The following is a 20,949-nucleotide window of genomic DNA, read 5'->3' as shown; positions in this document are numbered from 1 at the left end:
CCGAGGAGATAGCATGATCGTTCGTCCCGTACGCAGCAGCGATTTACCGGCCCTGATTGATCTGGCGCGCAGCACCGGCACCGGCCTTACCACCTTGCCGGCCAACGAAGAGCGCCTGACCCACCGGGTTGGCTGGGCTGAAAAGACCTTTCGCGGCGAAGCCGGGCGTGGTGATGCCGACTACCTGTTTGTGCTGGAAAACGACGAAGGCCGCGTGGTGGGGATTTCGGCGATCGCCGGTGCGGTCGGCCTGCGTGAGCCTTGGTACAACTTCCGGGTCGGCCTGACGGTCAGCGCCTCCCAGGAGCTGAATATCTACCGCGAGATCCCCACGCTGTTCCTGGCCAACGATCTGACGGGCAACTCCGAGCTGTGCTCGCTGTTCCTGCATGCCGATTACCGCAACGGCCTCAACGGCCGCATGCTGGCCAAGGCGCGGATGCTGTTCATTGCCGAGTTCCCGCAACTGTTCGGCAACAAGATCATTGCCGAGATGCGCGGTGTGTCCAACGAGGCCGGGCGTTCGCCGTTCTGGGAAAGCCTGGGCCGGCACTTCTTCAAGATGGAGTTCAGCCAGGCCGACTACCTCACCGGCGTGGGCAACAAAGCGTTTATTGCCGAACTGATGCCCAAGTTCCCGCTGTACACCTGCTTCTTGTCCGAGGACGCGCGCAACGTGATCGGCAAGGTCCATCCCGACACCGAGCCGGCCTTGAGCATGCTCAAGAGCGAAGGCTTCAGCTACCAGGGCTACGTCGATATCTTCGACGCAGGTCCGGCGGTGGAGTGTGAGACCGGCAAGATCCGTGCGGTGCGTGACAGCCAGGCGCTGGTGCTGGCCATCGGCACGCCGGGGGACGACGCCACGCCGTTCCTGATGCATAACCGTAAACGTGAAGATTGCCGCATCACCGCCGCACCGGCGCGCCTGGCGGCTGGCACCCTGGTGGTCGATCCGCTGACCGCCAAGCGCCTGCAACTGGTGGCCGGTGATCAAGTGCGTGCCGTATCGTTGTCTGCTGCCCGGGAGTCGAAATAATGAATTCGCTGTATATCGCAGGGAGCTGGCTGGCTGGCCAGGGTGAACGCTTTGAGTCGCTGAACCCGGTGACCCAGCAAGTGGTGTGGGCCGGCAATGGCGCCACCGTCGAGCAGGTTGAGTCCGCCGTGCAGGCCGCCCGCCAGGCCTTCCCGGCCTGGGCCATGCGCCCGCTGGAAGAGCGTATCGGCGTGCTGGAAACCTTCGCCGCGACCTTGAAAAGCCGCGCCGATGAAATCGCCCGTTGCATCGGCGAAGAAACCGGCAAGCCGCTGTGGGAGTCGGCTACCGAAGTCACCAGCATGGCTAACAAAATCGCGATCTCGGTGCAGAGCTACCGCGAACGTACCGGCGAGAAGAGCGGCCCCCTGGGCGACGCCACCGCCGTGTTGCGCCACAAGCCGCACGGCGTGGTCGCGGTGTTCGGCCCCTACAACTTCCCCGGCCACTTGCCCAACGGGCATATCGTGCCGGCCTTGCTCGCGGGCAACACCGTGTTGTTCAAGCCGAGCGAGCTGACCCCTAAAGTGGCCGAGCTGACCGTGCAGTGCTGGGTCGAAGCCGGCCTGCCGGCGGGCGTCTTGAACCTGCTGCAAGGCGCGCGGGAGACCGGGATTGCCCTGGCCGCCAACCCGGGGATCGACGGTTTGTTCTTCACCGGCTCCAGCCGCACCGGCAACCACCTGCACCAGCAATTCGCCGGGCGCCCGGACAAGATCCTGGCGCTGGAAATGGGCGGCAACAACCCGCTGGTGGTCGATCAAGTGGCCGATGTCGATGCGGCGGTCTACACCATCATCCAGTCCGCTTTCATTTCGGCCGGCCAGCGCTGCACCTGCGCCCGGCGCCTGCTGGTGCCGGAAGGCGCCTGGGGTGATGCACTGCTGGCGCGCCTGGTTGCCGTCAGCGCGACGATTGCCGTGGGCGCCTTCGACCAGCAACCGCCACCCTTCATGGGTTCGGTGATTTCCCTGGGCGCGGCCAAGGCCTTGATGGATGCCCAGGAGCTGATGCTGGCCAACGGCGCCGTGGCGCTGCTGGAAATGACCCAGCCCCAGGCGCAGGCAGCCTTGCTGACGCCTGGCATCATCGACGTGACCGCCGTGACCGAGCGTGAGGACGAAGAGCTGTTCGGCCCGTTGCTGCAAGTGATTCGCTACGCGGATTTCGAAGCGGCGATCCGTGAAGCCAACAACACCCAATACGGTTTGGCCGCAGGGTTGCTGTCGGACTCCGAGGCGCGCTACCAGCAGTTCTGGCTGCAAAGCCGTGCGGGTATCGTCAACTGGAACAAACAGCTGACCGGCGCGGCGAGCACCGCGCCATTTGGTGGGGTAGGGGCGTCGGGCAATCATCGCGCCAGTGCCTATTACGCGGCGGATTACTGCGCGTACCCGGTGGCATCCCTGGAGACACCGAGCCTGGTCTTGCCAGCCGCGCTGACGCCGGGTGTAACGCTGAACTAATGTGGGAGCGGGCTTGTGTGGGAGCTGGCTTGCCTGCGATGGCATCCCCTCGATCTGGCTGAAAGACCGAGGTGCCCGCATCGCAGGCAAGCCAGCTCCCACACACAAGCCAGCACCTGCAGTTGATCGGGTTTGCAAAGACAGATTTGTGGTGTTTTGAAACCTTTGATGCCTATAAAAACAGATGTTCGTGGAGCCTCGCCGATGAAATCCTGTGAAGTCAATTTTGACGGTCTCGTGGGGCCGACCCATAACTACGGCGGTTTGTCCTACGGCAACGTCGCGTCCCAGAGCAACAGCCAGCAATCCTCCAACCCCAAGGAAGCGGCGCTGCAGGGCCTGGCGAAAATGAAAGCCCTGATGGACATGGGTTTTGTGCAAGGTGTACTGGCGCCCCAGGAACGTCCGGATGTGGCCGCGCTGCGCCGCCTTGGCTTTGCCGGCAGCGATGCCCAGGTGATCCAGCAGGCGGCCAAGCAAGCCATGCCGTTGCTGGTTGCCAGTTGTTCCGCATCGAGCATGTGGGTGGCCAATGCCGCCACCGTCAGCCCGAGCGCCGACACCGTTGACGGGCGTGTGCATTTCACTGCCGCGAACCTCAACTGCAAATACCACCGCAGCATCGAACACCCGACCACCAGCCGCGTGCTGGGGGCGATGTTTGCCGATCAGCAGCACTTCGCCCACCACGCCGCGTTGCCGGCGGTGGCGCAGTTCGGTGACGAAGGCGCGGCCAACCACACGCGTTTCTGCCGCGAATATGGCGAGGCGGGCGTGGAGTTTTTCGTGTTTGGCCGCAGTGCGTTCGACACGCGCTACCCGGCGCCGCAAAAGTACCCGGCGCGCCAGACCCTCGAAGCGTCCCAGGCAGTTGCGCGCCTGCACGGCCTGCAGGATGACGGGGTGGTCTACGGCCAGCAGAACCCGGCGGTGATTGATGCCGGGGTGTTCCACAACGACGTGATCGCTGTGGGCAACGGTGAAGTGCTGTTCTATCACGAGGATGCGTTCCTCAATACCGACCAGATGCTCGCTGAACTGCAGGCCAAGCTGGGCAAGGTCGGCGGCAACTTCCAGGCGATCTGCGTACCCCGCGCCCTGGTCAGTGTCGAAGACGCCGTGCGCTCCTACCTGTTCAACAGCCAGTTGCTGAGCCGTGCTGACGGGTCGATGCTGCTGATCGTGCCCGAAGAGTGCCGCAACAACGAGCGCGTCTGGCACTACCTGCAAAGCCTGACCAGCTCCGGCGGGCCGATCGGCGAAGTCAAAGTCTTCGACCTCAAGCAAAGCATGCAGAACGGCGGTGGTCCGGCCTGCCTGCGTTTGCGCGTAGCGTTGAAGGAGAGTGAACTGGCGGCGGTCAATCCAGGGGTTATCATGACTGCACCGCTGTATGAAACGTTGACCCAATGGGTCGACAAGCACTACCGCGACAGCCTGCGCGAAACCGACCTGGCTGACCCGCAGTTGCTGCTCGAATGTCGCACGGCATTGGATGAACTGACGCAAATCCTTAAACTGGGCGCGGTTTATCCTTTCCAGATCAATTAATACCCCACGGCTGAGACCTATTTATGACCACCGATACCCTGAAGCTGATCCTTGAAGACACCGACGGCACCCAGCTGGAAACCTCCTGCACTCGCCTGGCCGTGGTATGGCAGGGCAAGGAAATCTGGATCCAGCACGACGGCCGTGGCCAACTGCTGATCGGCGTGGATGTGGAAGAAGGTGATGCCGAATACGCCAACCTGCTGATGCGTCCCCTGGCCACCAATCTGATGAGCCTGCAGCTGGAAATGGAACCGGCCGATGTTGAAGGTGATGACGACGATCACGTCCACGGCCCAGGCTGCAACCACTAAGGAAGCTGCTCTATGCTCGCCCTCGGCAAACTGCTTGAACTGACCCTCGCCGGTCGTGAACCGGCGCAAAAAATTCAACTGACTGTCGACGGCGTGCAGATGCGCTGGCTCAGTGAGGGCGCACTCGAAGTGCGGCCTCCCCAAGCCCGGGACAACGGCGCCGACGTGCTGCTGTCGTCCGGCATCCATGGCAACGAAACCGCGCCGATCGAATTGGCCGACCGCTTGCTGCATGGCATCGCCCGTGGGGAGATCAAGCCCCGCACCCGTATTCTGTTCCTGTTCGGTAACCCCGAGGCCATGCGTCGCGGCGAGCGTTACCTCGAACAGGACGTCAACCGGCTGTTCAATGGCCGTCACGAACAAAGCATCGGCCCGGAAGCGATGCGCGCGGCCGAGCTTGAACAGTTGGCCCGTACCTTCTTCAGCGTGCCTGACCGTAGTCGTTTGCACTACGACCTGCATACGGCGATTCGTGGCTCGAAGATCGAGCAGTTCGCGCTTTATCCGTTCAAAGAAGGGCGCCAGCACTCCCGCGCCGAACTGGCCCGCCTGCGGGCGGCAGGGATGGAAGCGGTGCTGTTGCAGAACAAGACCTCCATTACCTTCACCGCGTTTACCTACGAGCAACTGGGCGCTGAGTCGTTCACCCTGGAGTTGGGCAAGGCCCGGCCATTCGGGCAGAACCAGGGGGTGGATGTATCGCGCCTGGAAACCCGCCTCATACAGATCATCGAAGGCAACGAGCCGGCCACCGAGGGCCTGGACGGCCTGAAGTTGTTCAGCGTGGCCCGGGAAGTGATCAAGCACAGCGACGCCTTCACCCTGCATTTGCCGGCGGACGTGGAGAATTTTTCGGAGTTGGAGAAGGGCTATCTGCTGGCCGAGGACATTGCCAAGACCCGCTGGGTGATCGAGGAGGAGGGCGCGCGCATCATCTTCCCCAACCCCAAGGTCAAGAATGGCTTGCGGGCAGGTATCCTGATTGTGCCGACCACAGACGCCGGCCTGGCCTAGATCCAATTGTGGGAGCGAGCAAGCCCGCTCCCACAATTGGTTTTGCGGTGCGGCTTAGACTGCTAAGGCGCGTGGCTCATTGCGGCGGATCGCACGGATCTTGTGCAGGGTATCGGCACAGGTCTGCGCGGCTTCCTTGCCCTTGTGCACAAAGTGCTCAAAGAAGAAGTTGTGATGCTCGCTGCCCGCGTGGAAATGATGCGGGGTGAGGGACACCGAGAACACTGGCACTTCAGTTTCCAACTGCACCTGCATCAGGCCGCTGACCACCGATTGCGCGACGAATTCATGGCGGTAGATCCCACCGTCCACCACCAGCGCGGCGGCGACGATGCCGGCGTAGCGGCCGGACTTGGCCAGCAGCTTGGCGTGCAGGGGCATTTCAAAGGCGCCGCCGACTTCAAAGAAATCGATATCCGATTCCTGGTAGCCCTGGGCGATCATTTCGGCGAGGAAGCCTTTACGGCTCTGATCAACAATATCTTTGTGCCAGCAAGCCTGGATAAACGCGACGCGCTCACCGTGATGGTTTTTGCTCTTGCTGTCGATTGCGGTGGGTTGCATGTTCTGACTCCTGTTTATGAAAAAAACAGGGCGTTATGAATCGAATGGGATTTAAGGGTACGGCCGAATCGATCATGCCAGGCATGATTTCTCGCACACGGCCCTTAGGCGCCAATCCCGTTCTCTCTTCATCCGGACTATGACCGTCGGCCCCGGGATCACACCGGGTCTGCTGACCTTGCCGCCGTCCTGCATAAGCAGTTCGAGGCGCCAAGCGCTCGCGGGCTATGCGTATTGCACGCAATTACCGCCGGTGGGGAATTACACCCCGCCCTGAGAACGTTGCCACCAGAACCCTGGCAGCGGAGAGTTTTTACCATACATTTCGAAAAACTGCATAGGGTGCTTGTTGATATCGACTATCGACAGGTTTGCGGGCAGCCCCTGTAGGAGCCGGCAAGCCGAATCCTACAAGGGCAGGGGTTGATATTTGCCCGTGATACCCGCAGTAATCGGTTACAACAGGGAACTCCCCACACGCAGAGGCCAGCTTGATGTCCGTGATTGATCTTCGTAGCGACACCGTGACCCAACCCACCCCAGGCATGCGCGATGCCATGGCCAGCGCGCCGAGCGGCGATGATGTCTACGGTGAAGACACCAGCGTCAACCACCTTGAGGCCGAACTGGCCAAGCGCCTGGGCTTTGCCGCAGCGCTGTTCGTGCCTACCGGTACCATGAGCAACCTGCTGGCGCTGATGGCTCACTGCGAGCGGGGCGAGGAATACATCGTCGGCCAGCAAGCCCACACCTACAAATACGAGGGCGGCGGCGCGGCGGTGCTGGGCTCGATCCAGCCGCAGCCCCTGGAAGTCCAGGCCGACGGTTCGCTGGACCTGGCCCAGGTCGCAGAAGCGATCAAGCCGGATGACTTCCACTTCGCCCGCACCCGGCTGTTGGCCCTGGAAAACACCATGCAGGGCAAAGTGCTGCCCATCAGCTACCTGGCTGCCGCACGCGCGTTTACCCGTGAGCATGGCCTGGCCCTGCACCTGGACGGCGCGCGCCTGTACAACGCAGCGGTCAAGCTGGGTGTGGATGCGCGGGAGATTACCCAGCATTTCGATTCGGTCTCGGTATGCCTGTCCAAGGGCCTTGGCGCGCCGGTGGGCTCGGTGCTGTGCGGTTCCAGTGCGTTGATCGCCAAGGCTCGCCGTTTGCGCAAGATGGTCGGCGGTGGCATGCGCCAGGCCGGTTCGCTGGCAGCGGCGGGGCTGTATGCCCTGGACCATCAGGTGGCACGCCTGGCCGAAGATCACGCCAATGCCTTGTGGTTGGGCGACGAGCTGCGCAAGGCCGGTTATAGCGTGGAGCCGGTACAGACCAACATGGTCTACGTGCAGATCGGCGAGCAGGCCCAGGCGCTGAAAGCCTTTGCCGAGGAGCGCGGGATCAAGTTGAGTGCGGCGCCGCGCCTGCGCATGGTCACGCACCTGGACGTCAGCCGGGCACAGATCGAACAAGTGTTGGCGACATTTGTCGAGTTTTCCCGGAAATGACAGTGCAGACCGTCTAATTGACTGTTTCTATCGTATAAACACGCTGTACCACGGGCAAAGGGCCGATATAATGCGGCCCTTTGCCGTCGCTCCGTCTGATTGATGTTGCGCACTGGCCTTTGGCCGCAGCCTCCGTGGAAGAACCTAATGAAAAGCGCAGAAATCCGTGAAGCCTTCCTTCGCTTCTTCGAAGAGCAAGGTCACACCCGTGTCTCCTCCAGCTCTTTGATCCCAGGCAATGACCCAACCCTGCTGTTCACCAACGCGGGGATGAACCAGTTCAAGGACTGCTTCCTGGGCCAGGAAAAACGCGCCTACACCCGTGCTGTCAGCAGCCAGAAGTGCGTGCGCGCCGGTGGTAAGCACAACGACCTGGAAAACGTCGGCTATACCGCCCGTCACCACACCTTTTTCGAAATGCTCGGCAACTTCAGCTTTGGCGACTATTTCAAGCAAGACGCGATCAACTTCGCCTGGACCTTCCTCACTGGCGTGCTGAAACTGCCGAAGGAAAAACTCTGGGTCACGGTCTACGCCAGCGATGACGAGGCCTACGACATCTGGACCAAGGAAGTCGGCGTGCCGGCCGAGCGCATGGTGCGTATCGGCGACAACAAAGGCGCCCCGTACGCCTCCGACAACTTCTGGACCATGGGCGATACCGGCCCGTGCGGCCCGTGCACCGAGATCTTCTACGATCACGGCGCCGACATCTGGGGCGGCCCACCGGGCTCGCCAGAGGAAGACGGCGACCGCTACATCGAGATCTGGAACAACGTGTTCATGCAGTTCAACCGCACCGCCGATGGCGTGTTGCATCCGTTGCCAGCGCCGTCGGTCGACACCGGCATGGGCCTTGAGCGGATCAGTGCGGTGATGCAGCACGTGCACTCCAACTACGAAATCGACCTGTTCCAAAGCCTGCTGGCGGCGGCGGCCAAGGCCATCGGCTGCGCCAACGACGACCAGGCATCGCTCAAAGTGGTGGCTGACCACATTCGTTCCTGCGGCTTCCTGATTGCCGATGGCGTGCTGCCATCCAACGAAGGCCGTGGCTACGTGCTGCGTCGCATCATTCGTCGCGCCTGCCGTCACGGCAACAAGCTGGGCGCCAGCGGCAGCTTCTTCTACCAGATCGTCGCGGCCCTGGTGGCCGAGATGGGCCAGGCGTTCCCCGAGCTCACCGAGAACCAGGCGCACATTGAGCGCGTGCTCAAGGCTGAAGAAGAGCAGTTCGCCAAGACCCTGGAGCAGGGCCTGAAAATCCTCGAGCAAGACCTCGCCGAGTTGAAAGGCGACGTGGTGCCGGGTGATGTGGTGTTCAAACTCTACGACACCTACGGCTTCCCGATGGACCTGACCGGCGATATCGCCCGCGAGCGCAACCTGACCCTCGACGAGGCCGGTTTCGAGCGCGAGATGGAAGCCCAGCGCGTGCGCGCACGTTCGGCCAGCTCCTTTGGCATGGACTACAACAGCCTGGTGAAGGTTGACGTGGCCACCGAATTTACCGGTTACACCGCCACCAACGGTTCGGCCAAGGTGGTTGCCCTCTATAAAGAAGGCCAATCGGTTGATGTGTTGAATGAAGGCGATGAGGGCGTGGTGGTCCTTGATCAGACGCCGTTCTACGCAGAATCCGGTGGCCAGATTGGCGACTGTGGTGTGCTCAAGGCAGCCTCCGGTCGTTTTGATGTGCGTGACACCACCAAGACCGGCGGCGCGTTCCTGCACCACGGTGTACTGGCGTCGGGCAGCCTGCTGGTGGGCGCGCCAGTGGAAACCCAGGTGGACGCCGACGTGCGCCACGCCACTGCGCTGAACCACTCGGCCACCCACTTGCTGCACGCCGCGCTGCGCCAGGTACTGGGCGAGCACGTCCAGCAGAAGGGTTCGTTGGTCGACAGCCAGCGCCTGCGCTTCGACTTCAGCCACTTCGAAGCGATCAAGCCTGAGCAGATCAAGGCCCTGGAAGATATCGTCAACGCCGAGGTGCGCAAGAACACCCCGGTGGAAACCGAAGAAACCGACATCGAGACCGCCAAGGCCAAAGGCGCCATGGCGCTGTTCGGCGAGAAATACGGCGACAACGTACGCGTACTGAGCATGGGCGGCAGCTTCTCCGTGGAGCTGTGCGGTGGTATCCATGCCAAGCGCACCGGCGACATCGGCCTGCTGAAAATCATCAGCGAAGGCGGTGTGGCTTCCGGTGTACGGCGTATCGAGGCAGTGACCGGTGCTGCGGCCCTGGCCTATCTCAATGCGGCCGAAGAACAACTCAAGGAAGCGGCGACCCTGGTCAAGGGCAGCCGTGACAATCTGATCGACAAGCTCTCTGCCGTACTGGAGCGCAACCGCCTGCTGGAAAAACAGCTGGAGCAGTTGCAAGCCAAGGCGGCCAGCGCAGCGGGCGACGACTTGTCGGCCTCGGCACTGGACATCAAGGGCGTGAAGGTTCTGGCCGCACGCCTGGACGGTCAGGACGGCAAGGCGTTGTTGGCCTTGGTTGATCAGTTGAAGAACAAGCTCGGCCGCGCAGTGATCCTGCTCGGCAGTGTCCATGAGGAAAAGGTCGTACTGGTTGCCGGTGTAACCAAGGACCTGACTGGCCAACTCAAGGCCGGTGATTTGATGAAGCAAGCTGCTGCGGCAGTGGGCGGCAAGGGCGGCGGTCGTCCGGACATGGCGCAAGGCGGTGGTGTAGACGCTGGAGCCCTGGACGCGGCGCTGGCCCTGACCGTGCCATTTGTCGAAGCCGGTATTTAAGGCGCTGTCGGCGGGCCCATGCTTAAGGCATGGGCTTGCCTAGGTACTGGAAGATTTGTTTATTGGGCGCCCCTTTACGGGCTGAGGCGGCTTAGAAATGGCTTTGATCGTACAGAAATTTGGAGGCACCTCGGTCGGCTCTGTCGAAAGAATCGAGCAGGTCGCCGACAAGGTTAAGAAATTCCGCGATGCGGGCGACGACCTGGTTGTGGTGCTGTCGGCCATGAGCGGCGAGACCAATCGCCTGATCGAGCTGGCCAAGCAAATCAGCGGTGATCAAGCTCCGCTGGCACGTGAGCTGGATGTGATCGTGTCCACGGGCGAGCAAGTGACCATTGCCCTGTTGGCCATGGCGCTGAACAAGCGTGGCGTTCCGGCGGTGTCCTACACTGGCACTCAGGTACGGATCCTGACAGACAGCGCGCATACCAAGGCGCGCATCCTGCAGATTGACGACCAGAAGATTCGTGGTGACCTGAAGGCCGGTCGCGTAGTGGTTGTCGCCGGTTTCCAGGGCGTTGACGAGCACGGCAATATCACGACCTTGGGCCGTGGTGGCTCCGACACCACTGGTGTGGCGCTGGCGGCAGCCTTGAAGGCTGACGAATGCCAGATCTACACAGATGTGGACGGCGTCTACACTACCGATCCGCGCGTGGTGTCCGTGGCCCAGCGCCTGGACAAGATCACCTTCGAAGAGATGCTGGAAATGGCCAGCCTCGGCTCCAAGGTGCTGCAGATCCGTGCGGTGGAGTTCGCCGGCAAGTACAACGTACCGCTGCGCGTATTGCACAGCTTTAAAGAGGGTCCGGGCACCCTCATTACTATTGATGAAGAGGAATCCATGGAACAGCCGATCATTTCCGGCATCGCCTTTAATCGCGATGAAGCCAAGCTGACCATCCGTGGCGTGCCAGACACCCCGGGCGTGGCATTCAAGATTCTCGGGCCGATCAGTGGCGCGAACATTGAAGTCGACATGATCGTGCAGAACGTTGCGCACGATAACACCACCGACTTCACCTTCACTGTGCACCGCAACGAGTACGACGCGGCCGAACGTATCCTGCAGAACACTGCCAAGGAGATCGGCGCCCGTGAAGTGGTGGGCGACACCAAGATCGCCAAGGTGTCGATCGTCGGTGTGGGCATGCGCTCCCATGCGGGTGTTGCCAGCCGCATGTTCGAATCCCTGGCCAAGGAGACCATCAATATCCAGATGATCTCCACCTCGGAGATCAAGGTGTCGGTGGTGATCGAAGAGAAGTACCTAGAGCTGGCTGTGCGTGCACTGCATACCGCTTTCGAACTGGACGCGCCGGCTCGACAGGGCGAGTAACGCGTTGCCAGGAAGGCGCGGTTGATCCGCGCCTTTCTTTTTTGTCGGGTGAGGGTGCAGGCCTGTTCTTTTGTCCGTGCTCGACAATACTTAGGCATGTAGGGTCATGGCCGCTGGGTCATGGGGCTAAGGCCTTTTTTTGCAGACTGTTGTTCCCGAAATGAAATGCGTGAGGAGAAAGGTATGCTGATTCTGACTCGTCGATGCGCAGAAAGCCTGATTATTGGTGATGGCGAAATCACCGTGACCGTGCTTGGCGTCAAAGGCAATCAAGTGCGGATTGGGGTCAATGCCCCCAAAGAGGTGGCCGTCCACCGTGAGGAAATCTACCTGCGGATCAAGAAAGAGAAGGACGACGAACCAAGCCATTAATTTTTATCGTTTTTTATGTTTGCAAACGGGGATGAAGCTGGTTAATATACGCCCCGTGTTGCGGAGAGCTGGCCGAGTGGCCGAAGGCGCTCCCCTGCTAAGGGAGTACACCTCAAAAGGGTGTCGGGGGTTCGAATCCCCCGTTCTCCGCCATTATTTGCTTAGTACGTTGCAATCTGGTTTTTTCGCTAAGTTGTTGAAATTAAACGAAAAAATAGCTTTACATAGAGATTGAACGGCCTATAATGCGCGGCAACAAATGCACTCGTAGCTCAGCTGGATAGAGTACTCGGCTACGAACCGAGCGGTCACAGGTTCGAATCCTGTCGAGTGCACCATTTAAGAGTTAGTTGCAGCAATGCAGGTAACTTGGCTCCAACCAGTTGTGATCTGGTATAAAACCACAATCTGCACTCGTAGCTCAGCTGGATAGAGTACTCGGCTACGAACCGAGCGGTCACAGGTTCGAATCCTGTCGAGTGCACCATACAAACAAAAAGCCCGCCTAGTGCGGGCTTTTTGCCGTCTGGGGTTTTTATTTTCCTGTTGCGGGTCGAGTGTTTTTTGTTGGGCCTATCTCGGTCGCGCATGTTTTTCTCTCGCCTATGTGTTTTCTTTTCTGTCGGTGTCGTCGCAGTTTCATACGTGCGGCCAATACTCAGCTTTGCTGCGCAAGCGCTTGTTCTTTCCAGTTTTTTAACGTTTAAAGCGGGCGCAACGTGTATCATTGCGCCCGTCAGCCCCGCCGGGGCTTGTGGAATACCTCCATGGACTTACCCAGTAGTTACTCAGTACCCCGTTTTACCAATCATGAATTGACTGATTGATCCCTCCGGCGTGCCCCGCTGCTGGGAGTGGAGTTCGCCTATGACCGAAGTAGAAGTAAAGAAAACACAAGAAAGCCTGCAGGATCGCCTGGCGCAAGTCGTCGAGCTGCTGCATCGCCAGCGTGTGGTCGAAGATCTGACCCATCGCCAGGAAGGTCCTCATCATGACCGGGTCGAGAACCTGGTCCACCGGCAGAATCTCGTCGAATTGCAGCGCAAGCTCGATGACCTGCACTCTGCCGACGTTGCCTACATCCTTGAAGCCCTGCCGCTGGACGACCGTCTGACGCTTTGGCAGTTGGTCAAGGCTGATCGCGATGGCGACATCCTCCTTGAAGTATCCGACTCGGTGCGTGAGACCCTGATCGCCGACATGGACGATCACGAGCTCCTGGCTGCGGCCAAGGAGATGGACGCCGACGAGCTGGCCGACCTGGCCCCTGAACTGCCCCGTGACGTTGTCCATGAGCTGATGGAGACCCTCGACGGCCAGCAGCGTGAGCGAGTGCGCTCCGCGTTGTCCTATGACGAGGAGCAGGTCGGTGCGCTGATGGACTTCGAAATGGTGACCATCCGTGAGGATGTCAGCCTGGAAGTTGTCCTGCGTTACCTGCGGCGCCTCAAGGAACTGCCGGGGCACACAGACAAGCTGTTTGTGGTCGACTATGAAGGCATCCTCAAGGGCGTGCTGCCGATCAAGCGCCTGCTGGTCAATGATCCAGACAAGCAGGTGGCCGAGGTCATGGCCAGCGACCCGGTCAGTTTTCATCCAGATGAAGATGCCTATGATGCCGCCCAGGCATTTGAGCGTTATGACTTGATCTCGGCCCCGGTGGTCGACAAGAACGGCAAGCTTATCGGCCGTTTGACCATCGACGAGATGGTCGACCTGATCCGTGAAGAAAGCGAAAACGAAGTCCTCAACATGGCGGGTCTGCGTGAAGAGGAAGATATTTTTGCGTCAGTCTGGCGATCCCTGAGCAACCGTTGGGCGTGGCTGGCGGTCAACCTGGTCACTGCGTTCATTGCATCGCGGGTGATTGGCCTGTTTGAGGGCTCTATCGAGAAGCTGGTGGCGTTGGCAGCGCTGATGCCCATCGTGGCCGGTATTGGCGGCAACTCGGGTAATCAGACCATCACCATGATCGTACGGGCGATGGCCCTGGATCAGGTGAGTACGGGCAATACTTCGCGCTTGATGCGCAAGGAATTGGCGGTGGGTCTGATCAATGGCCTGGTGTGGGGTGGTGTCATTGGTGTGGTGGCCTATCTGCTGTATGGCAGTTGGTCCCTGGGGGTGGTCATGACAGCGGCCATGACGCTCAATCTGTTGCTGGCAGCGTTAATGGGGGTATTGATCCCCATGACCCTGGCACGCCTTGGGCGCGACCCTGCGATGGGCGCCAGTGTGATGATCACCGCCATGACCGATAGTGGTGGCTTCTTCATCTTCCTGGGCTTGGCGACGATCTTCCTGCTCTGACCCGCAGCTCGCTCCCACTTCTGTAGGAGCGAGCTTGCTCGCGAAAATCGTTAACGATAACGCCGGGCACCAATAGAAAATCGGTCCCCTTGGTTTTCGCGCGTCGTCCCTAAATTCCAGGCAAAAAAAAGCCAGCGCAAGGCTGGCTTCAGCTTTCAGTTGCCGATTATTCGGCTTCTGCGGCTGCCTCGACGTCATGGGCAATCAGCGACACAAGCGCATTTTGCTGACGGTGGGACAGTTGGCGAAACCGCTGCAGCAGCTCGCGTTCGTGCAGTGACAGCTCCGGGCTGTCCATGCGCATGCTCAGTTCGTCACCCAACGCGCCTTCCTGAATAAGGCTTTGCTCCATGCGCGCGATGATTTCAGAATTCATGCTGCGGTGATGATTGCGAGCCACCTCGGCAATGCGTTCCCGCATTCCGTCTGGCAGACGTACGACGAACTTGTCAGCCGTACGGCTGGAATAAATTGCCTGTTTCAATGGGCGCATATATTTAACCGGTTAGTTCAGGGGAGCGGTTTTTGGAATTGGCCGCAAGATGTGTGTTAGGACAAGGCTTGCGAACAAATGTTCAACCTGAATTGCAAAGAGGCCGCATCATGCCTCAAATTTGCCAGTTCCTTGGCGTCAATTCTGTGACAAATATTGAACTTACTAAAGGCGTTATGCCAGTACTCATTTTCAAATTTGCGGACTGGTTGGAAAACTTTTCCACGCCGTAAACGCGGCGCGGGCTCTCGACGCGAGAGGGTTTTCGGGCGCACATCCTATAGCAATGTGGCCTTTTGCCCTTAATTTTAAGACTAGTGGCAAATGGCCGATTTGCGAGCCGAGGCGACATAAGGTCGGGCGATAGGCGGGGCTGGAGCGAGGAGGGTGAACCGGCTATTCAGCGTAGGACCGGGTCGAATTTGAAGCGGCGCCCGACAATCGCGGCAATCACCCATGCGCTGGCGAAGACGGCGCAGGCGCTCAGAGAAAGGATCTGCCAATAATTCGACGTTGCGTTGATCCCCAGGATACCGGTGGCGATTGTCAGGGAAAGAAGCAACCAGGTGGTCTTGGTCATGATCGGCTCGCTTAGAAAATCCAGTGTTCAGAAGTGCTGGCGGCCTGCGCACCTTGTGCCAGTTGGACAGAGGGTTGGCCATTGGCTGTCATCACCGCCAATTGTGCTCGTTGCTGGGTCTGGTGGCTGCCTGTGTGGCTGAGCTGTGCCGCATCGCTGTCGCTACTGTTCTGAAACTGGAACATCACGAGGACGGCCAGGGCCAGTGCGTTCAGAAGCAGGAGGGTGCTGTTCATGGGTGTTTCCCCGTGTTCATGTGCAGGACAGATTGATAAGGTAAAGAGTGCAGTCATCGTGCCAGCTTCTAAGTTGATAAAAATCCTTTAAAAACAATAGTTTATAAACGATTCGCAAGTGCTGCTCGTTGCAAGATGCAATGATGGCCTTTTGTGTTAGTGCATTTTGCACGATGAGACTTGGCAGCCCTGTGGACCTGGGCCGGCCGTGGGTCTGGAGTGGTGGAGTCTTACGCCTAAAAAGCTGACGGACGACATGACAAAACTCACCTTGGCCGTTAACATGCACGCCGTCTGTCGCAGTGCAATTTGGCTCTGCGCCTGTCATTAGTCCCAGTAGCTCAATTGGATAGAGCATCCCCCTCCTAAGGGGAAGGTTGGCCGTTCGAACCGGCCCTGGGACACCACATAAATAGGGCCTCTTAACTAGATCCGCTGCCAGCTCACTTTTATCGTGACAGCAGGGTGACAGCAGCAGGCGTTTAAAGCCCCGTACAGGTTCACCTTGCGGGGCTTTTATCTAGGCAATAGAAAACGTTAAAAATATTGACTGATTGCACTGGTGTACTGTCGTTGATATAGAAGATACTCATCCCAATCTCACGGATGAGCTAGTAATGGACCGCAAATCTCATGGCTATATTTCTCATCGTTCCAATCGCGAACCCTCACTTGATCGAGCGAGAGCTTGAAACCTTGAAAAACAGCGCAAAGCTCGATTTCATCAAGCTTCCGACCTCCGGCTTCGCAGTCAGCTACTCCGGTACCAGCCAAGAACTGTCGAATATCGTTGGCATCTCAGAGGGCACCACCGGTACTGGTGTGGTTGCGTCAATCGGTTCGTATTTCGGCCGCGCGCCAACACATATCTGGGACTGGATGAAGTCGCGGTGGGAGGCGTAATGGCTAAACATCGGCGTGAGGATGACACGACACCATCATCACCAATATCAACACCTCCAAGATCTGGCCCTGATTGGGCTATGCAGGCCTTTACCGACTTGAAGGTTTCCGTAGTCTCAATGGAAGCAAGCATCAAAGCGCTCACAGACACAGTAAAAGAGCTAAAGGACGAGCATGCTAAGGTCAAAGGCAAACTCTCGACCGTTGAGAAGCAGATTTATGCAGCCTTAGCTGTGCTGGCAATAGTCGGCTATGTCGGCAATAAAGCGATCGATTTCGGCATGGATATGGCTAAGCGATCGGTGTACAGCCAGACAGTGCCTGCTACTGCACTGCCTCAACTTATTCAGCAGCCGGTTCAGCAGGTGCAGCCGGTGCAACCGCAACAAGCACCGCAAACACGCTAGAGTCCCTCTCTAATTCGCAAGACTGTAGTAGTTGAGCAGTTAGCGTGCCTAGCTGTTGCTCGGATACCTAGCCCAGCGCTTAGCAACTCCCTCACGCGCTTGTGCAGATCGACGTCCACAGGGCGTCCCTGGTATTTGCCTGCGGCCTTCGCTTTTTCAATACCCTGGGCCTGGCGATTGCGGCGCTGCTCGTAATCCTTGCGCGCGATTGCGGCCATCATTTCCACCAGCATTGAGTTGATTGCTCCCAGCATCCGCCCGGTGAACTCATCGCCCTTGGTGTCCTGCATTCCCTGGTGGCTGGTCGGCAGGTCAAGCGCGACGATGCGCAGGCCCTTGGAGTCGATCGCAGCCTTCAGCTTTTGCCAGTCCTCCACCGGTAAGCGGGAGAGGCGGTCTATCGACTCCACCAGCAACACGTCACCCTTGCGGGCATCCTTGAGCAGGCGCATTAGCTCAGGCCGGTCGGCTGTGGCGCCGCTGGCGTTCTCCAGGTACACGCTTGCAATGACCTTGTTATGGTCGCTGGCGAACTGCTCGAGCGACGCCCGGGCACGGCCGGCGTCTTGCTCTTCGGTGGAGGCTCGGAGGTATGCGCGCATGAACATGATGGGTGCCTGTATCAGTTAGGGCGTTCTACTAATAATGTTGCACTATGGGTGTTACTTATCAAGCGAAAAGCACGGAAAAGGCAAAATAAGCCTGTATCTGGATAGGCATACCCTAAAGGATGGCACTCTGATATCTTTCGTTTTCAATTGGAAAGTAGGTTATGGAGTGACTTAGATGGCTAGCTCGAAATGCGTAAAATGCGACGGTACAAGCTTTGAGATGAAGGAGGCCAAAATTGCAGGGTCTAATTTCAGAATGATGTTTGTTCAGTGCTCGCGTTGCGGTGGGGTGGTCGGCGTCACCGAGTTTATGAATGCGGGCTCTATGCTGGAGCGCATAGCTAGAAAGCTTGGAGCCTAAGGCTTAGGGCTGGAACAGACTGGCGAAAGCCACACAGTGTGTAGGTTTCAACACACTGTGTTGTTTTCGCCACGATGGTAGGTCAATGCGAGCTGGGGCGAATATCCGTTCCGTTCTGCGTGCCAGAGATTCGGTACTTCTGAACCTCACCCGCCCCCACCACTGATGCCGTTTCCTTGACTGGCTGGCCGATCTGCATCGCGCCAAGGCCGTTGCCCTCATAATCACCACCGATGCCGATAATATGACGGCCCGGCTCGATCTGAAGTTTCACCACTTCGCCAGTGTTGATGCGCGCGACCTTTTTCCCGTCAATGAGTACGGTCGCGATACAGCCACCTGAAGCCCAAACCCCGTTATCCCGGCTTACCAGCAACGTAGCGCCCCCTGGGACGGCGGCCTGGTAGGCATAGACCCGATCGGCAGGCACGCGCTTGGGCAGTTAGGCCGCTTCGGATTGATCAGGAGACGCTTTTGCGGAGGTGCGTGTGGGCATTTTCGCCAGCCATTCGCGAAGTGCTTCGGAGCCCTCACAGCCCGATCGCCACTTCTCAAACCGGCCGGTGTACCCATTCGAATTGGCGACCATACCGCTCAGTGCGACACCAGCATTGGAGGCGGTGGCCAGCACGTCATCATAGATCGCTAGCATCTGCTTGAGCCCTTCTATGTCTTCGGCGCGGGACGCGGCAATACCTGCACGCGAAAGGCTGTCAGCCGCCTCTGGCGATAGCCCGGAGAGCATTGGGTTTGCCCTGAGCACCGCCTCTACAACGTCGGGATGACTACCTGCACGCGCCTCAGCGACCAGTCGCTGGCGCTCTTCCGGCTTAAGGCTCCGCACGATGGCTCGTAGCTCCTGATCAGCCAGGAAGCCAACAACGTCCGAGCTTGCGCGAGGCGTGACCGGAGCAAAGCCGTTGACCACTGTTTGGGCCAGCGTCAGCATATCCTTTGCCGCCTTTTCCATAGCCGGCATCAAGGCAGGAACGATCCCGTCGATCTGTTCCTTGCCCTTGCGCTCGATGGCTGCGGCGTTGAGGTCTTTGTTTCCCCGAATCGAGAGAATTTCTTCTCCAAGGTCCTTGAAAGTCTCCAGCGCCAAGCCCTGCAAATGGCGAACCGACTTCAGCAAGCCGCCGGCCTGCCATGTGCCTTTGGTGCCGTCGGGGCGCTGAATATTGAATGTTCGGGCCTCTACCCGGGAGTGCTCGTATTCGGAGTAATGGAGGTTGGCCAAGCCAACTTTGAGGACGGAGCGTTTGCCGATTTTCATTGAGTTACCTTTTGATTGTCTGGCCGCGGTTCGGCCGGCTTTGGTCTGAGGCTTCGCTCAGGATCTCGAGTAGGGAAGCGTTCTCCGGGGAGTCGCCGCCGGTTGCTGCTGCGTGCAACTCGTCCATAAGGGCGCTGATCTCTCGCACGTCACGATTGAACTGAGTGAGCCCGGATTGCTGGCGCAGTTTGGCCACCTGGTTACGGATGTTCATGGCGGGCCTCGATGATCAGTTGGTACTGTTCTGCGACGTGCTCTTTGATGTTTTGCCCATCAGCCAGCGGCGGGAAGATCCAGGCACTAGAGCTTGGGAATGGCCGCATATCCATCACGCCTACCGGAGCGGGACGGCGGAGGCTTTCAATTGCGCGGACGTGGAGAATGAACGCCTCTGCTAGATTGGCCGCGTCGTTGCTGTTCATGGTGCACAGTGGGAAGTGCATCACCGTTTGCACGCCCAGGACGGGATAGTTGAAGGAGTGGCCCACTGTCTTGGGGTAGTCCATCTCCTCCTCAACCGCGTCAACGCTGCAGTCCACTACCGTCAACATAACGAGCACTGTCTCTTCGTCTTCGGCGCCGATCTTTTCCGCAATTCGCTTGAGCTCGGCGCGCATCCACTTAATGCTCATTGCCGCATTCCCTCCATCTGTTCGCGAAGTTCTTCGACGGCCTTCTGTAGCTCGGCAACTTCGATTACCCGGGCAACAGCGCCTAGCCCTTCGATCAACGCTTTGCCCTGGTCGGGCGGTAGTTCGCCGGCGGCAACTGCGCGAAGGATTGATTTGGCTGCGCTGGGTAGGTCGGTGTCATCGAGTTCGAAGCACACGGTCTCGGCAGTTGGTTTGATTGGCGGTACCAGGCGCTCGAGGATCAGTCGGCAAGCCTGCATATCGCCCTTCTTGGCCGCTGTCAGAACCTTCTTTGTCACGGCATCTGCACCTTCCGCGAGGCGGGCGCGCAGCTCCTGCGTTTGGCCAGAACGACCACCGGGATTACCTGACTGCCCCGGCTTCCATTTGCCGGCTTTATCGCGATCAGTCATGCGGTGGGCGATTCCATAGCGATGACCGGTTTGTTTTCAGCGAGCGCTATCAGCAGCGCGGATGCTTGAACGCTTCCGTCTGCTGCGGCTTCGCGAAGGCGGCCCCAGGCGGCAGCAACTTCGGAGCGAGTTGGTTTGTGCTGGCGTCCTCGGGCGGGCTTAGCTGTGTTCATAGGTGCTGCCTCGAATGGGTTTTGAATGGCTCAAAAACTCACATTAGGCATGATCTGATCATTTATCCAGTGCTTTTTAGGTGTACTCTAGATGATACACGTAACCGGATTAAACGGGACTGAAATAGTTGGTTTTGGCAGGATTGGAGAGGGTGTTTTTGTTGCAGTAAGTCGAGGATAGGCAAAGTGATACAGGGCTGGAATTTCAGCTCAGTCCGGCCTCAGATTGAGGGTGGGGCGGGGGGGCTGAACTACCGTTTTGGGATGGCAGGTTTTGTCAGATTCTCGCGCCACGTTTTGCGAGATATGAAAACGTGGCGCGGATTTGATGCGTCCAGCTTTGGACGCATCTTCCACCAGTGGTGGTAAACCTACACTGCTACCAGGTATTCCGATTGGGCTTTGCGGGGACTGTCGAAAACTTATGCCCTTTTTTGGACAAGTAGCGATCCTGGGCTAACGTCATGGCCACAGGCCAGATAGCCGGCCTGCTCACGAGCTACCGTACAAAGGAAAGCTAATGGAGCGTTATAGGAACTTAGGGGGAGACTCAAATGTGGCCGCATTTGAGATAGGGAATGGTTCAATCACTGTCGAGTTTAACGACGGTGCGCAGTACCTCTATAC

The 20,949-nt window shown here is 58.8% G+C and carries 22 protein-coding genes, 4 tRNA genes and 1 riboswitch; of the genes, 16 read left to right on the top strand and 10 right to left on the bottom strand.

All coding sequences use genetic code 11. The annotated features are described in order from the left end of the window. Nucleotides 1-13 precede the first annotated feature (13 nt). The 5 genes from astA (at nt 14) to astE (ending at nt 5,387) form a co-directional block, all read left to right on the top strand. Nucleotides 14-1,039: an arginine N-succinyltransferase gene (astA, locus tag BHC62_RS07860; protein WP_070994679.1), complete on the top strand. Its 1,026-nt coding sequence runs from the start codon at nt 14-16 to the stop codon at nt 1,037-1,039. Continuing rightward, nucleotides 1,036-2,505, top strand: a complete 1,470-nt coding sequence (gene astD / locus BHC62_RS07855; RefSeq protein WP_176770972.1) for a succinylglutamate-semialdehyde dehydrogenase — start codon at nt 1,036-1,038, stop codon at nt 2,503-2,505. Before astA ends, astD begins: the two co-directional genes overlap by 4 nt. Before the next feature lie 204 nt (nt 2,506-2,709). After that, on the top strand, nt 2,710-4,056 hold the full coding sequence (astB, locus tag BHC62_RS07850; protein WP_029294455.1) for an N-succinylarginine dihydrolase: 1,347 nt from the start codon (nt 2,710-2,712) through the stop codon (nt 4,054-4,056). 23 nt (nt 4,057-4,079) lie between these two features. Then, nucleotides 4,080-4,370 (top strand): hypothetical protein, encoded by a 291-nt coding sequence (locus BHC62_RS07845; RefSeq protein ID WP_029294458.1) that lies wholly within the window; start codon nt 4,080-4,082, stop codon nt 4,368-4,370. A gap of 12 nt (nt 4,371-4,382) precedes the next feature. Next, on the top strand, nt 4,383-5,387 hold the full coding sequence (gene astE / locus BHC62_RS07840; RefSeq protein ID WP_070994677.1) for a succinylglutamate desuccinylase: 1,005 nt from the start codon (nt 4,383-4,385) through the stop codon (nt 5,385-5,387). Nucleotides 5,388-5,441: 54 nt separating this feature from the next. On the opposite strand, the gene BHC62_RS07835 is transcribed toward astE, so the two are convergent. Further along, nucleotides 5,442-5,951, bottom strand: coding sequence for a 6,7-dimethyl-8-ribityllumazine synthase (locus BHC62_RS07835; RefSeq protein ID WP_029294462.1), 510 nt, complete (start codon nt 5,949-5,951; stop codon nt 5,442-5,444). Nucleotides 5,952-6,066: 115 nt separating this feature from the next. Continuing rightward, a riboswitch (FMN riboswitch) is annotated at nt 6,067-6,236 on the bottom strand. Between the two features lie 209 nt (nt 6,237-6,445). Between BHC62_RS07835 and ltaE the strand changes: the two genes are divergently transcribed. The 8 genes from ltaE (at nt 6,446) to mgtE (ending at nt 14,237) form a co-directional block, all read left to right on the top strand. Then, nucleotides 6,446-7,450 carry a low-specificity L-threonine aldolase gene (ltaE, locus tag BHC62_RS07830; RefSeq protein WP_070994676.1) on the top strand — a complete coding sequence of 335 codons (1,005 nt, stop codon included), beginning with the start codon at nt 6,446-6,448 and terminating at the stop codon, nt 7,448-7,450. A 147-nt stretch (nt 7,451-7,597) separates the two neighbouring features. Then, a complete protein-coding gene (gene alaS / locus BHC62_RS07825; RefSeq protein WP_070994675.1) occupies nt 7,598-10,216 on the top strand; it encodes an alanine--tRNA ligase in 2,619 nt (872 codons plus the stop codon). Between the two features lie 97 nt (nt 10,217-10,313). Next, a complete protein-coding gene (locus BHC62_RS07820; RefSeq protein ID WP_029294469.1) occupies nt 10,314-11,555 on the top strand; it encodes an aspartate kinase in 1,242 nt (413 codons plus the stop codon). A 183-nt stretch (nt 11,556-11,738) separates the two neighbouring features. Further along, nucleotides 11,739-11,927 (top strand): carbon storage regulator CsrA, encoded by a 189-nt coding sequence (gene csrA / locus BHC62_RS07815; RefSeq protein WP_003178872.1) that lies wholly within the window; start codon nt 11,739-11,741, stop codon nt 11,925-11,927. 62 nt (nt 11,928-11,989) lie between these two features. Further along, nucleotides 11,990-12,080, top strand: a tRNA-Ser gene (locus BHC62_RS07810). A gap of 108 nt (nt 12,081-12,188) precedes the next feature. Further along, nucleotides 12,189-12,265: transfer RNA gene (locus BHC62_RS07805), tRNA-Arg, on the top strand. A gap of 72 nt (nt 12,266-12,337) precedes the next feature. Further along, nucleotides 12,338-12,414, top strand: a tRNA-Arg gene (locus tag BHC62_RS07800). 380 nt (nt 12,415-12,794) lie between these two features. Further along, the gene (gene mgtE, locus BHC62_RS07795) at nt 12,795-14,237 is read left to right on the top strand and encodes a magnesium transporter (protein WP_029294474.1); all 1,443 of its coding nucleotides are present in this window, start codon (nt 12,795-12,797) and stop codon (nt 14,235-14,237) included. A gap of 166 nt (nt 14,238-14,403) precedes the next feature. Here the strand turns inward: mgtE and BHC62_RS07790 are convergent, their stop codons facing one another. From BHC62_RS07790 to BHC62_RS07780, 3 genes are all read right to left on the bottom strand, one after another. Continuing rightward, a complete protein-coding gene (locus BHC62_RS07790) occupies nt 14,404-14,730 on the bottom strand; it encodes an Arc family DNA-binding protein (RefSeq protein ID WP_029294475.1) in 327 nt (108 codons plus the stop codon). A 400-nt stretch (nt 14,731-15,130) separates the two neighbouring features. Further along, the gene (locus tag BHC62_RS07785) at nt 15,131-15,310 is read right to left on the bottom strand and encodes a PA3371 family protein (RefSeq protein WP_070994674.1); all 180 of its coding nucleotides are present in this window, start codon (nt 15,308-15,310) and stop codon (nt 15,131-15,133) included. An 11-nt stretch (nt 15,311-15,321) separates the two neighbouring features. Then, nucleotides 15,322-15,546, bottom strand: a complete 225-nt coding sequence (locus tag BHC62_RS07780; protein WP_029294477.1) for a hypothetical protein — start codon at nt 15,544-15,546, stop codon at nt 15,322-15,324. A 330-nt stretch (nt 15,547-15,876) separates the two neighbouring features. Here BHC62_RS07780 and BHC62_RS07775 point away from each other — a divergent pair. The 3 genes from BHC62_RS07775 (at nt 15,877) to BHC62_RS07765 (ending at nt 16,856) form a co-directional block, all read left to right on the top strand. Beyond that, a tRNA-Arg gene (locus BHC62_RS07775) sits at nt 15,877-15,953 on the top strand. A gap of 226 nt (nt 15,954-16,179) precedes the next feature. Beyond that, entirely contained in the window at nt 16,180-16,449 is a 270-nt protein-coding gene (locus BHC62_RS07770) for a hypothetical protein (protein ID WP_070994673.1), read from the top strand. Continuing rightward, nucleotides 16,449-16,856: a hypothetical protein gene (locus BHC62_RS07765; protein WP_143007506.1), complete on the top strand. Its 408-nt coding sequence runs from the start codon at nt 16,449-16,451 to the stop codon at nt 16,854-16,856. The genes BHC62_RS07770 and BHC62_RS07765 overlap by 1 nt, the downstream gene beginning before the upstream one ends. Here BHC62_RS07765 and BHC62_RS07760 read toward each other — a convergent pair. From BHC62_RS07760 to BHC62_RS07730, 6 genes are all read right to left on the bottom strand, one after another. Further along, nucleotides 16,853-17,464 (bottom strand): recombinase family protein, encoded by a 612-nt coding sequence (locus BHC62_RS07760; RefSeq protein ID WP_070994671.1) that lies wholly within the window; start codon nt 17,462-17,464, stop codon nt 16,853-16,855. The two genes, BHC62_RS07765 and BHC62_RS07760, sit on opposite strands and share 4 nt — an antisense overlap. A gap of 446 nt (nt 17,465-17,910) precedes the next feature. Next, nucleotides 17,911-18,204: a hypothetical protein gene (locus BHC62_RS07750; protein ID WP_176770971.1), complete on the bottom strand. Its 294-nt coding sequence runs from the start codon at nt 18,202-18,204 to the stop codon at nt 17,911-17,913. Nucleotides 18,205-18,270: 66 nt separating this feature from the next. Next, a complete protein-coding gene (locus tag BHC62_RS07745; protein WP_070994669.1) occupies nt 18,271-19,104 on the bottom strand; it encodes a hypothetical protein in 834 nt (277 codons plus the stop codon). Nucleotides 19,105-19,108: 4 nt separating this feature from the next. Further along, nucleotides 19,109-19,318 carry a hypothetical protein gene (locus BHC62_RS07740; protein WP_143007505.1) on the bottom strand — a complete coding sequence of 70 codons (210 nt, stop codon included), beginning with the start codon at nt 19,316-19,318 and terminating at the stop codon, nt 19,109-19,111. Then, nucleotides 19,305-19,736, bottom strand: coding sequence for a hypothetical protein (locus BHC62_RS07735; protein WP_070994668.1), 432 nt, complete (start codon nt 19,734-19,736; stop codon nt 19,305-19,307). The genes BHC62_RS07740 and BHC62_RS07735 overlap by 14 nt, the downstream gene beginning before the upstream one ends. Continuing rightward, nucleotides 19,733-20,149, bottom strand: a complete 417-nt coding sequence (locus BHC62_RS07730; RefSeq protein ID WP_017138405.1) for a DUF5681 domain-containing protein — start codon at nt 20,147-20,149, stop codon at nt 19,733-19,735. The genes BHC62_RS07735 and BHC62_RS07730 overlap by 4 nt, the downstream gene beginning before the upstream one ends. Nucleotides 20,150-20,949 lie beyond the last annotated feature (800 nt).

The sequence above is a fragment of the Pseudomonas sp. 06C 126 genome, from assembly GCF_001855215.1.
GTDB classification, from domain to species: domain Bacteria; phylum Pseudomonadota; class Gammaproteobacteria; order Pseudomonadales; family Pseudomonadaceae; genus Aquipseudomonas; species Aquipseudomonas proteolytica.
This window is presented reverse-complemented; position numbering and strand designations above follow the sequence as displayed.

What these genes read in the sequence shown, in the direction of transcription:
- astA (WP_070994679.1), top strand. Translation starts at nt 14, where the DNA reads ATGATCGTTCGTCCCGTACGCAGCAGCGATTTACCGGCCCTGATTGAT.
- astB (WP_029294455.1), top strand. Translation starts at nt 2,710, where the DNA reads ATGAAATCCTGTGAAGTCAATTTTGACGGTCTCGTGGGGCCGACCCAT.
- BHC62_RS07845 (WP_029294458.1), top strand. Translation starts at nt 4,080, where the DNA reads ATGACCACCGATACCCTGAAGCTGATCCTTGAAGACACCGACGGCACC.
- astE (WP_070994677.1), top strand. Translation starts at nt 4,383, where the DNA reads ATGCTCGCCCTCGGCAAACTGCTTGAACTGACCCTCGCCGGTCGTGAA.
- BHC62_RS07835 (WP_029294462.1), bottom strand. Translation starts at nt 5,951, where the DNA reads ATGCAACCCACCGCAATCGACAGCAAGAGCAAAAACCATCACGGTGAG.
- ltaE (WP_070994676.1), top strand. Translation starts at nt 6,446, where the DNA reads ATGTCCGTGATTGATCTTCGTAGCGACACCGTGACCCAACCCACCCCA.
- alaS (WP_070994675.1), top strand. Translation starts at nt 7,598, where the DNA reads ATGAAAAGCGCAGAAATCCGTGAAGCCTTCCTTCGCTTCTTCGAAGAG.
- BHC62_RS07820 (WP_029294469.1), top strand. Translation starts at nt 10,314, where the DNA reads ATGGCTTTGATCGTACAGAAATTTGGAGGCACCTCGGTCGGCTCTGTC.
- csrA (WP_003178872.1), top strand. Translation starts at nt 11,739, where the DNA reads ATGCTGATTCTGACTCGTCGATGCGCAGAAAGCCTGATTATTGGTGAT.
- mgtE (WP_029294474.1), top strand. Translation starts at nt 12,795, where the DNA reads ATGACCGAAGTAGAAGTAAAGAAAACACAAGAAAGCCTGCAGGATCGC.
- BHC62_RS07790 (WP_029294475.1), bottom strand. Translation starts at nt 14,730, where the DNA reads ATGCGCCCATTGAAACAGGCAATTTATTCCAGCCGTACGGCTGACAAG.
- BHC62_RS07785 (WP_070994674.1), bottom strand. Translation starts at nt 15,310, where the DNA reads ATGACCAAGACCACCTGGTTGCTTCTTTCCCTGACAATCGCCACCGGT.
- BHC62_RS07780 (WP_029294477.1), bottom strand. Translation starts at nt 15,546, where the DNA reads ATGAACAGCACCCTCCTGCTTCTGAACGCACTGGCCCTGGCCGTCCTC.
- BHC62_RS07770 (WP_070994673.1), top strand. Translation starts at nt 16,180, where the DNA reads ATGGCTATATTTCTCATCGTTCCAATCGCGAACCCTCACTTGATCGAG.
- BHC62_RS07765 (WP_143007506.1), top strand. Translation starts at nt 16,449, where the DNA reads ATGGCTAAACATCGGCGTGAGGATGACACGACACCATCATCACCAATA.
- BHC62_RS07760 (WP_070994671.1), bottom strand. Translation starts at nt 17,464, where the DNA reads ATGTTCATGCGCGCATACCTCCGAGCCTCCACCGAAGAGCAAGACGCC.
- BHC62_RS07745 (WP_070994669.1), bottom strand. Translation starts at nt 19,104, where the DNA reads ATGAAAATCGGCAAACGCTCCGTCCTCAAAGTTGGCTTGGCCAACCTC.
- BHC62_RS07740 (WP_143007505.1), bottom strand. Translation starts at nt 19,318, where the DNA reads ATGAACATCCGTAACCAGGTGGCCAAACTGCGCCAGCAATCCGGGCTC.
- BHC62_RS07735 (WP_070994668.1), bottom strand. Translation starts at nt 19,736, where the DNA reads ATGAGCATTAAGTGGATGCGCGCCGAGCTCAAGCGAATTGCGGAAAAG.
- BHC62_RS07730 (WP_017138405.1), bottom strand. Translation starts at nt 20,149, where the DNA reads ATGACTGATCGCGATAAAGCCGGCAAATGGAAGCCGGGGCAGTCAGGT.